Source organism: Micromonospora sp. PTRAS2, assembly GCF_054052245.1.
On sequence record NZ_JBSWBU010000033.1, the window covers coordinates 1 to 10,939 of the forward strand.

The 10,939-nt window shown below is 75.3% G+C and carries 1 protein-coding gene; it reads left to right on the forward strand.

Annotation, left to right across the window (positions count from 1 at the left end; translation table 11 throughout):
• A partial coding sequence (locus tag ACVMYR_RS32910; protein ID WP_457123677.1) for an SDR family NAD(P)-dependent oxidoreductase occupies positions 1 to 10,939 on the forward strand: 10,939 nt, incomplete at both ends.

A 10,939-nucleotide genomic window follows, 5' to 3' on the forward strand; every position in this document is an offset into this window, starting at 1 on the left:
ACAGCGGCTGTTGCTGGAAACCTCGTGGGAGGCGTTCGAGCACGCCGGCATCGACCCCGCCACCGGCCACGGCACCGTCACCGGCGTCTTCATCGGCGCAGCCTCCTCCGGCTACGCCGCCACCGGCAGCGACGGCCTCGAAGGGCTCGAAGGGCACCTGCTCACCGGCACCGCCGGCAGCGTCGCCTCCGGCCGCGTCGCCTACACCTTCGGCTTCGAGGGGCCGGCCGTCACCGTCGACACGGCGTGCTCGTCGTCGCTGGTCGCCCTGCACCTCGCCGCGCAGGCGCTGCGCTCCGGCGAATGCGACATGGCCCTCGCCGGTGGCGTCGCGCTGATGGCCCAGCCGGGCATGTTCTCCGAGTTCTCCCGCCAGGGCGGCCTCGCCCCCGACGGCCGGTGCAAGGCGTTCGCCGCCGCCGCCGACGGCACCGGCTGGGGCGAGGGCGTCGGCATCCTCCTCGTCGAGCGCCTCTCCGACGCCCGGCGGCGCGGCCACCGGGTCCTCGCCGTCGTGCGGGGCAGCGCCGTCAACTCCGACGGCGCGTCCAACGGTCTCACCGCGCCGAACGGGCCGTCGCAGCAGCGGGTGATCCGGCAGGCCCTCGCGAACGCCCGGCTGACCCCGGCCGACGTGGACGCCGTCGAGGCCCACGGCACCGGCACCACCCTCGGCGACCCGATCGAGGCGCAGGCGCTGCTGGCCACCTACGGGCAGGGCCGGGAGACGCCGCTGCTGCTCGGCTCGATCAAGTCGAACATCGGGCACACCCAGGCCGCCGCCGGCGTCGCCGGGGTGATCAAGATGGTCATGGCGATGCGGCACGGCGTCGTCCCGCCGACCCTGCACGTCGACGCGCCGTCGGAGCACATCGACTGGACCTCCGGGGCCGTCGCCCTCACCACCACCGCCGCGCCCTGGCCGGCCGTCGACCGGCCCCGTCGCGCCGCCGTGTCCTCCTTCGGCATCAGCGGCACCAACGCCCACGCCATCATCGAGCAGGCCCCCGCCGAAGCCCCGGCACCCCGCCCCGAACGCCCGGCGGTGCCGTCGCCGGGCCGCCTGGTCGCCGCCGACGCCGTACCGCTGCTCGTGTCGGCCCGCAGCGCCCGCGCCCTGCGCGACCAGGCGGCCCGGCTGCGGACCCACCTCGCCGACGACCCGGCCCTCGACCTCGTCGACCTCGCGTACTCGCTCGCCACCGGCCGCGCCCACCACCCGTACCGGCAGGTCACCGTGGCCGCCGACCGGGACTCCGCGCTGGCCGGGCTCGCCGCGATCGCCGAGGCCGACCACCACGCCGGCATCCCCGACGGTACGCCGAAGGTCGTCTTCGTCTTCCCCGGCCAGGGCTCCCAGTGGGCCGGGATGGCCCTCGACCTGCTGGAATCCTCGCCGGTCTTCCGGGACCGGATGGACCAGTGCGCGGCGGAACTGTCCCGGCTGGTCGACTGGAACCCCGAGGACGTCCTGCGCGGCGCTCCCGACGCCCCGCCGATGGACCGGGTGGACGTCGTCCAGCCGCTGCTCTTCTCCGTCATGGTCTCCCTCGCCGAGGTGTGGAAGTCGTGCGGCGTGCGGCCCGACGCCGTCATCGGCCACTCGCAGGGCGAGATCGCCGCCGCCTGCGCCGCCGGCGCGCTCACCCTGCCCGACGCGATGCGGCTCGTCGTCGCCCGCAGCCGGGGCCTGCTCGCCATCTCCGGGCTGGGCGGCATGGTGTCCGTGCCGCTGTCCGCCGTCGACACCGAGCAGCTCATCGCGCCCTGGGCCGGTGCCCTGTCCGTCGCCGCCGTGAACGGGGCCGCCGTGACCGTGGTGTCGGGCGACGCCGGCCCCGTCGACGAACTGCTCGCCACCTGCGCGGAACGCGACATCCGGGCCCGTCGGATCGCCGTGGACTACGCGTCGCACTGCGGGCACGTCGAGGCCGTCCGCGAGGACCTGGCCGCCGCGCTCGGCACGATCGAGGCCCACCCCACCGAGGTGGCGTTCCACTCCACCGTCACCGGCGAGCCCATCGACACCGTCGAGCTGGACGCCGACTACTGGTACCGGAACCTGCGCGAACCGGTGCGCCTCGCCCCCGTCGTGGACGCGCTGATCGAGGCCGGCTACCGCACGTTCGTCGAGGTCAGCCCCCACCCCGTGCTCAAGGTGGTGGTGCAGGACGCGCTCGACCGGGCCGCCGACGGCCAGCCCGGCGTCGTGGTCGGGTCGCTGCGCCGCGACGAGCACGGCCCCCGGCAGCTCCTCGCCGCGCTCGGCGGCCTGCACACGGCCGGCGTACCGGTCGACTGGGCCGCCGTCCTCGCCGGCTCCGGCGCGTCCCGGGTGGACCTGCCGACGTACGCGTTCCAGCGGGAGCGGTTCTGGCCCGAGGCGGGCACGTGGCACGCGGGCGACGTGTCGGGGGCGGGGCTCGCCGCTCCGGGGCATCCGCTGTTGGGTGCGGCGGTGCGCCTTGCGGGTGACGACGAGATCGTGTTGACCGGCCGCCTGTCAGTGTCGACGCATCCGTGGTTGGCCGATCATGTGGTGTCGGGTGCGGTGGTGGTGCCGGGTGCGGCGCTGGTCGAGTTGGTGGTGCGGGCGGGCGACGAGGTGGGTGCCTCCCGGGTGCGGGAGTTGACGATCGCCGCGCCGTTGACGCTTTCGGCCTCCGAGGCCGTGCGGGTGCGGGTGCAGGTGCGGGTCGGCGCGGCCGACGACTCCGGTGCCCGTGAGGTGACGGTGCACGCCCAGCCCGACGGGGACGGGGACGGGGACGCGGAGTGGGTCCGGCACGCCGAGGGTGTGTTGGAGCCGGCCGCGGCCGAGGAGCCGACGGTCGGCGCGTGGCCGCCGGTCGGGGTGTCCGAGGTGGACCTGTCGGGTTGGTATGACGCGCTTGTCGGGCACGGGCTGGCGTACGGGCCGGTGTTCCAGGGGCTCCGACGGGTGTGGGCGGGCGACGGCGAGCTGTACGTCGAGGTGGCCCTGCCCGACGACGCCGCCGAGAGCGCCGGCCGGTTCGGGGTGCACCCGGCGTTGCTGGACGCCGCCCTGCACCCGATCGGGTTGCTGTTGGCGGAGGAGGCGTCGGGGCCCCGGGTGCCGTTCGCGTTCGCCGGTGCGCAGGTGCACGCGGCCGGCGCGTCGGTGTTGCGGGTGCGGTTGAGTCGTGCCGGTTCCGGGGTGCGGCTGGTTGCCGCCGACGAGTCCGGGTCGCCGGTCGTCTCCGTCGACTCCCTCGTCCTGCGGGAACTGACCGGGGTCGCCGCCCCCAGCGCCGCCGACCGGTCGGTGTTCGAACTCACCTGGCACGCCGAGGACGTGACCCCGGCCGCCGACGTGTCGGGCGCGGTGGCGCTCGGCGAGGTCGACCTTCCGGACGTGCCGGCGTACCCGGACGTGGCGGCCCTGGCCGCCGCCGTCGACGCGGGCCGGCCCGCGCCGAGCATCGTCCTGCTGCCGGCCGGCCCGAGCGCTCCCGGCGAGGCCGGCTCCGCCCCGGACCGGCTCCCCGGGAGCACCCCGGACCAGGCTCCCGGCGGCGAGCTGCCCGGCTTGGTCCGGGCCACGACGTCGAACGTCCTCGTGGCCGTCCAGGCGTGGCTGGCCTCCGCCGCCCTCGCCGACACGAAGCTCGTCGTGACGACCCGCGACGCCGTGGCGGCGCTGCCCGGCGACCGGGCGACCGACCTGGCGGGTGCGGCGGTGTGGGGTCTGTTGCGTTCGGCGCAGTCGGAGCACCCCGACCGCATCGTGCTCGCCGACCTCGACGGCCCGCTCGACGCCGAGGCGGTGGCGCTGCTCGCGGCGGTGGCCGCCGACCCCGCCCCCACCGGGGGGCAGCTCGCCGTCCGGGGCCGCACCGTCCTCGCGCCCCGGGTCACCCGCCCCGCCGGCGACGCCCTCACCCCGCAGGGCGACCTGTGGCATGTGGCCGCAGTCGCCCCGGGCACGATCGACGGCGTCGACCTGCTGCCCGGCACCGCCCAGCCCCTCGCCCCGGGCGAGGTCCGCGTCGCCGTGCGCGCGGCCGGGGTGAACTTCCGGGACGTGTTGATCGCGTTGGGGATGTATCCGGATCCGTCGGCGGTGATGGGTAGCGAGGGTGCGGGTGTGGTGCTGGAGGTCGGCCCGGGTGTCGACGATCTGGTGCCGGGTGATCGGGTGTTCGGGTTGTTTGAGCCTGGGTTTGGGCCGCAGGTGGTGGCGCAGCGGGAGCGGATCGCGCGGGTGCCGTCGGGGTGGTCGTTTGTCGAGGCGGCGTCGGTGCCGGTGGTGTTCCTGACGGCGTACTACGCGCTGCACGATCTGGCGGGTCTGCGCTCCGGCGAGTCGGTGCTGATCCACTCGGGTGCGGGTGGCGTCGGCATGGCGGCGATCCAGCTCGCCCACCACTTCGGTGCGACCGTCTACGCGACCGCCAGTCCCGGCAAGTGGGGGACGTTGCGGAGCCTGGGCGTGGCCCCGGAGCGGATCGGGTCGTCGCGGTCGACGGAGTTCGAGCAGGTGTTCGCGTCGGCGTCGGGTGGCGCCGGGGTGGATGTGGTCCTTGATGCCCTCGCCGGTGAGTTCGTGGATGCGTCGTTGCGGTTGTTGCCGCGTGGCGGCCGGTTCGTCGAGATGGGCAAGACCGACGTACGCGACCCGAAACTGGTCGCCCGCCAACACCCCGGCGTGACCTACCAGGCGTTCGAGCTGAACGCCGCCGGCGGCGAGCGCATCGGGCAGATGCTGGCCGAGCTGTTGGCGTTGTTCGAGAGTGGTGCGCTGTCGCCGTTGCCGGTGCGGGTGTGGGATGTGCGGCAGGCCCGTCAGGCGTTGCGGCACCTGAGTCAGGCGAGGCACGTCGGCAAGGTGGTGCTGACCGTGCCGGTGCCTGCTGATGCCGAGGGCACGACGCTGGTCACGGGTGCCTCGGGCACGCTGGCCGGGGTCGTGGCCCGGCACCTGGTGGCGTCGGGTCAGGCTCGTCGGTTGGTGTTGGCGTCGCGTCGGTTGCCGGTTGAGGGTTCCGACTATGCGGCGCTGGTGGCGGACCTGACCGAGGCGGGTGCGGAGGTTTCCGCCGTGTCGGTGGACGTCGCCGACGCGGGGCAGGTGGCGGCCCTGGTGGCCGGCATCGACTCGGTGCACCCGTTGACGGCGGTGGTGCACACGGCCGGGGTGATCGCCGACGCGACGATCGGCTCGCTCTCCTCCGACGGCGTGGCTGCGGTCATGCGGCCCAAGGTCGACGGTGCGTGGGCGTTGCATGAGGCGACTGCGCACCTGGATCTGTCGGCGTTCGTGGTGTTCTCGTCGATCGCGGCGACGTTGGGTTCGCCGGGTCAGGGCAACTACGCGGCGGCGAACGCGTTCCTCGACGCCCTCGCCCAGCACCGCCGCGCCCAAGGGCTGCCGGCGACCAGCCTCGCCTGGGGTCTCTGGGCCACCACCAGCACCATGACCGCCCACCTCGACGCCACCGAACACCGGCGCGCCATCCGCGCCGGCAGCGCCCCGCTCACCGACGCCGAAGGGCTGGCGCTCCTCGACGCCGCGCAGCGGCACGGCGGCGCGCACCTCGTACTCATGAAGGTGCCGGCGGCCACGGGCGGACCGGTCCCCGCGCTGCTGCGCGACCTCGTGCGCCAGCCCCGCACTCGGCGGCGGGCGGCGACCCGGGCCGCCGCCGACCTGTCGCTGGGTGAGCGGCTCGCCGCCCTCAGCCCCGCCGAACGGCGCGGCCAGCTCCTCGACCTCGTCGCCGGTGCCGTGGCGGCCGTGCTCGGCCACCGCTCCGCCGACACCGTCGACCCGCAGCGGCCGTTCAAGGAACTCGGCTTCGACTCGCTCACCTCCGTCGAGCTGCGCAACCGGCTCGCCACCGCCACCGGGCTGCGGCTGCCCGCCACCGTCGCCTTCGACTACCCGACGCCCGCCGTGCTCGCCGACTTCCTCGACCGGGAGATCGGCGGCCGGGCCGCCACCGCGCCGGCCCCCGCCGCCGCCACCGCGCCCGGCGTCGACGAGCCCATCGCGATCGTCGGCATGGCCTGCCGCTTCCCCGGCGACGTGCGGACCCCCGAGCAACTGTGGGACCTCGTCACCGCCGGCGCGGACGTCATCGCGCCCTTCCCCACCGACCGCGGCTGGGACCTCGCCGACCTGCGCGGCGACGCCGGCGACGACACGGCCACCCCGCAGCGCGGCGGGTTCCTCTACGACGCCGCCGACTTCGACGCCGCGTTCTTCGGCATCAGCCCCCGCGAGGCGCTCGCCATGGACCCGCAGCAGCGGCTGCTGCTGGAAACCTCGTGGGAGGCGTTCGAGCGGGCCGGCATCGACCCGCTGACCGCCCGGGGCAGCAGCACCGGCGTCTACGTCGGCCTGATCTACCACGACTACGCGGGCAAGGCCCTCGGCACGTCCGACGAGCTCGACGGGTACGTCGGCAACGGCAGCGCCGGCAGCGTCGCGTCCGGCCGCATCTCCTACCTGTTCGGACTCGAAGGCCCCGCAGTCACCGTCGACACCGCCTGCTCGTCGTCGCTGGTCGCCCTGCACCTCGCCGCGCAGGCGCTGCGGCAGAACGAGTGCGGCCTCGCCCTCGCCGGCGGGGTCAGCGTCATGTCCACCCCCGGCATGCTCGCCGAGTTCTCCCGCCAGCGCGGCCTGTCGCCCGACGGGCGGTGCCGGGCGTTCGGCGCGGGCGCCAACGGCACCGGCTTCGCCGAGGGCGTCGGCATGCTGCTGCTGGAACGGCTCTCCGACGCCCAACGCAACGGCCACCGGGTCCTCGCCGTCGTCCGGGGCAGCGCGATCAACCAGGACGGGGCCAGCAGCGGCCTCACCGCCCCCAACGGCCCCTCGCAGCAGCGCGTCATCCGGCAGGCCCTCGCCAACGCGCGGCTCACCCCGGCGGACGTGGACGCCGTCGAGGCGCACGGCACCGGCACGGCCCTCGGCGACCCGATCGAGGCGCAGGCGCTGCTGGCCACGTACGGGCAGGACCGGCCCGCCGACCGGCCGCTGCTGCTCGGCTCGATCAAGTCGAACATCGGCCACGCCCAGGCCGCCGCCGGCGTCGCCGGGGTGATCAAGATGGTCATGGCGATGCGGCACGGCCAGCTCCCCGCCACCCTGCACGTCGACACCCCGTCGGAGCACATCGACTGGTCGGCCGGGGCGGTGTCGCTGCTCGCCGAGCCCCGCCCCTGGCCCGAGGTGGACCGGCCGCGCCGCGCCGCCGTGTCGTCGTTCGGCATCAGCGGCACCAACGTCCACACCATCCTGGAGCAGGCGCCCGAGGCGACGCCCGCGCCGACCGTGACCGTCCCCGCCGCCATCACTACCGGCGACCTCACCACGCCCTGCGTGCTCTCCGCCCGCACCGGCGACGCCCTGGCCGAGCAGGCCCGCCGGCTGCGCGACTGGCTGGGGGAGAACCCGGCCGTCGGCCTGCCCGACCTCGGCCACGCCCTCGCCACCGGCCGGTCCGCGTTCGAACACCGCGCGGTGCTGCTGCCCCGCGACCGGCAGAGTCTCCTCGCCGGCCTGGCCGCCGTCGCCGCCGACGAGCCGTCGTCCGTCGTCGTCCGGGGCACCGTCCGGCCCGGCCGGCTCGCCGTCCTCTTCTCCGGCCAGGGCGCGCAACGCCCCGGCATGGGCCGGGAGGCGTACGGGGCGTTCCCCGTGTTCGCCGCCGCGCTCGACGAGGCGTGCGCCCACCTCGACCCGCTGCTGCCCCGCCCGCTGCGCGACGTGCTGTTCGCCACCGAAGGCTCCCCCGACGCGGACCTGCTCGACCAGACGGTGTTCACCCAGGCCGGCCTCTTCGCCGTCGAGGTCGCCCTGTACCGCCTCGTCGAGTCGTTCGGGATCGTCCCCGACCTCGTGGGCGGCCACTCCGTCGGCGAGATCACCGCCGCGCACGTCGCCGGGGTGCTCTCCCTCGCCGACGCCTGCGCGCTGGTCGCCGCCCGGGGCCGGCTCATGCAGGCCTTGCCCGCCGGGGGCGGCATGCTCGCCGTCGCCGCCGGCGAGGCCGACGTCCGCGCCTCCATCGAGGGCCTGACCGACCGGCTCGGCATCGCCGCCGTCAACGGGCCGGCGGCCGTGGTCGTCTCCGGCGCCGCCGACGCCCTCGACGCCGTGGAGGCGAACTGGCGGGACCGGGGCGTACGCACCCGCCGACTGCGGGTCAGCCACGCCTTCCACAGCCCGCTCATGGAACCCATGCTGGCCGAGTTCCGGGCCGTCCTCGACGGGCTCACCTTCCAGCCGCCGACGCTGCCCGTCGTGTCCAACCTGACCGGCGTCGCCGCCGACCCGGAAGACCTGTGCGACCCCGGGTACTGGGTGCGGCACGTCCGGGAGGCCGTCCGCTTCGCCGACGGGATCGCCTACCTGCGGCAGCGCAACGTCGGCACGTACCTGGAGGTCGGGCCCGACGGTGTGCTCGCCGGCATGATCTCCGACTGCCTCGCCGACGCCGCGGAACCCGCCGCCGGGCCGGTGGTCGTGCCGACCCTGCGCCGGGGCCGCACCGAGGCGTCCGCGCTGCTCGCGGCCCTCGCCGAGGCGTACGCGGGCGGCGTGCCCGTCGACTGGGCCACCCTCACCGGCGGCGGCGCGGCCGTGCGCCCGCTGGACCTGCCGACGTACCCGTTCCAGCGGCAGCGGTACTGGCCCGACGCGGCGGCCTGGCGGGCCGGCGACGTGTCCGGTGCCGGGCTTGCCGCCCCCGGGCATCCGCTGCTCGGCGCGGCGGTGCGCCTGGCGGGTGACGACGAGGTCGTGTTGACCGGTCGGTTGTCGGTGTCGACGCATTCGTGGTTGGCCGATCATGTGGTGTCGGGTGCGGTGGTGGTGCCGGGTGCGGCGCTGGTCGAGTTGGTGGTGCGGGCGGGCGACGAGGTGGGTGCGTCGCGGGTGCGGGAGTTGACGATCGCCGTCCCGTTGACCCTGCCGGCCGCCGAGGCCGTGCGGGTGCAGGTGCGGGTCGGCGCGGCCGACGACGCCGGTGCCCGTGAGGTGACGGTGCACGCCCAGCCCGACGGGGACGGGGACGGGGAGTGGGTCCGGCACGCGGAGGGTGTGTTGGAGCCGGCCGTGGCCGAGGAGCCGGTGGTGGGGGCGTGGCCCCCGGTCGGGGTGTCCGAGGTGGACCTGTCCGGCTGGTACGACGCGCTTGTCGGGCACGGGCTGGCCTACGGGCCGGTGTTCCAGGGGCTCCGACGGGTGTGGGCGGGCGACAGCGAGCTGTATGCCGAGGTGGCCCTGCCGGAGTCGGCGGCGGACGCGGCCGCGTTCGGGGTGCACCCGGCGCTGCTGGACGCCGCGCTGCACCCGATCGGGCTGCTCGACGCCGGCACCGGGCCTCGGGTGCCGTTCGCGTTCACCGGTGCGCAGGTGCACGCGGCCGGCGCGTCGGTGTTGCGGGTGCGGTTGAGTCGTGCCGGTTCCGGGGTGCGGCTGGTCGCCGTCGACGAGTCCGGGTCGCCGGTCGTCTCCGTCGACTCCCTCGTCCTGCGGGAACTCACCGGCGTGGCCGCGCCCAGCGCCGCCGACCGTTCCCTGTTCGAGGTGACCTGGCAGCCGCAGGACGTCGCCCCCGCCGCCGACGGCTCTGGCTGGGTGGCGCTCGGCGACGCCGGGCTGCCCGAGGTGCCCGCGTACGCGGACGTGCCGGCGCTGGTGGCGGCCGTGGAGGCGGGGCGGTCTGCCCCGGCTTTTGTGTTGCTGCCCGTCGGCGTCGCCGGGGGGTCTGTGCCAGACGCGGTGCGGGATGTTGTTGCAGGTGTGTTGGCTGTGGTGCAGGGGTGGCTCGCCGCCGATCTGCTTGAGGGTTCGCGGTTGGTGGTGGTGACCCGGGGTGCCGTGGTGGTGCGGGACGAGGACCGGGTGGCCGATCTGGCGGGTGCGGCGGTGTGGGGTCTGTTGCGTTCGGCGCAGTCGGAGCACCCCGACCGCATCGTGCTCGCCGACACCGACGAGGCCATCGGCCCGCAGGCGCTCGCCGTTCTGGCGACCGTCGCGGCCGACCCGTCCACCGTCGGCGGCCAGCTCGCGCTCCGGGGCGACGCGGTGTGCGTACCCCGGCTCGTGCGCCAGCCGGGCGCGGAGCTGACCCCGCCGGCGGACCGTGCGTGGCACGTCGCCGCCGCGCGCCCCGGCACGCTCGACGGCGTCGAGATCGTCCCCGCCGCCCCGGCCGCCCTCGCGCCCGGCGAGGTCCGCATCGCGGTACGCGCCGCCGGGGTGAACTTCCGGGACGTCCTGATCGCGCTCGGCATGTATCCGGATCCGTCGGCGGTGATGGGTAGCGAGGGTGCGGGTGTCGTCTTGGAGGTCGGCCCGGGTGTGGATGACCTGAGCCCGGGTGATCGGGTGTTCGGGTTGTTCGAGCCTGGGTTCGGGCCGCAGGTGGTGGCTCAGCGGTTGCGGGTGGCCAGGATCCCTGCCGGCTGGTCGTTTGTTGAGGCGGCGTCGGTGCCGGTGGTGTTCCTGACGGCGTACTACGCGTTGCGTGATCTGGCGGGTTTGCGGTCGGGTGAGTCGGTGCTGGTCCACTCGGGTGCGGGTGGGGTCGGGATGGCGGCGATTCAGCTCGCCCACCACTTCGGTGCGACTGTCTACGCGACCGCCAGCCCTGGCAAGTGGGGGACGCTGCGGGGCCTCGGGGTGGCTCCGGAGCGGATCGGGTCGTCGCGGTCGACGGAGTTCGAGCAGGTGTTCGCGTTCGCGTCCGGTGGTGCCGGTGTGGATGTGGTCCTTGATGCCCTTGCGGGTGAGTTCGTGGATGCGTCGTTGCGGTTGTTGCCGCGCGGTGGCCGGTTCGTCGAGATGGGCAAGAGCGACGTACGTGATGCTGCCGTGGTGGCGGCGGAGCATCCGGGGGTGGCCTACCGGGCGTTCGACCTGAACGAGGCGGGCGGCGAACGTATCGGGCAGATGCTGGGT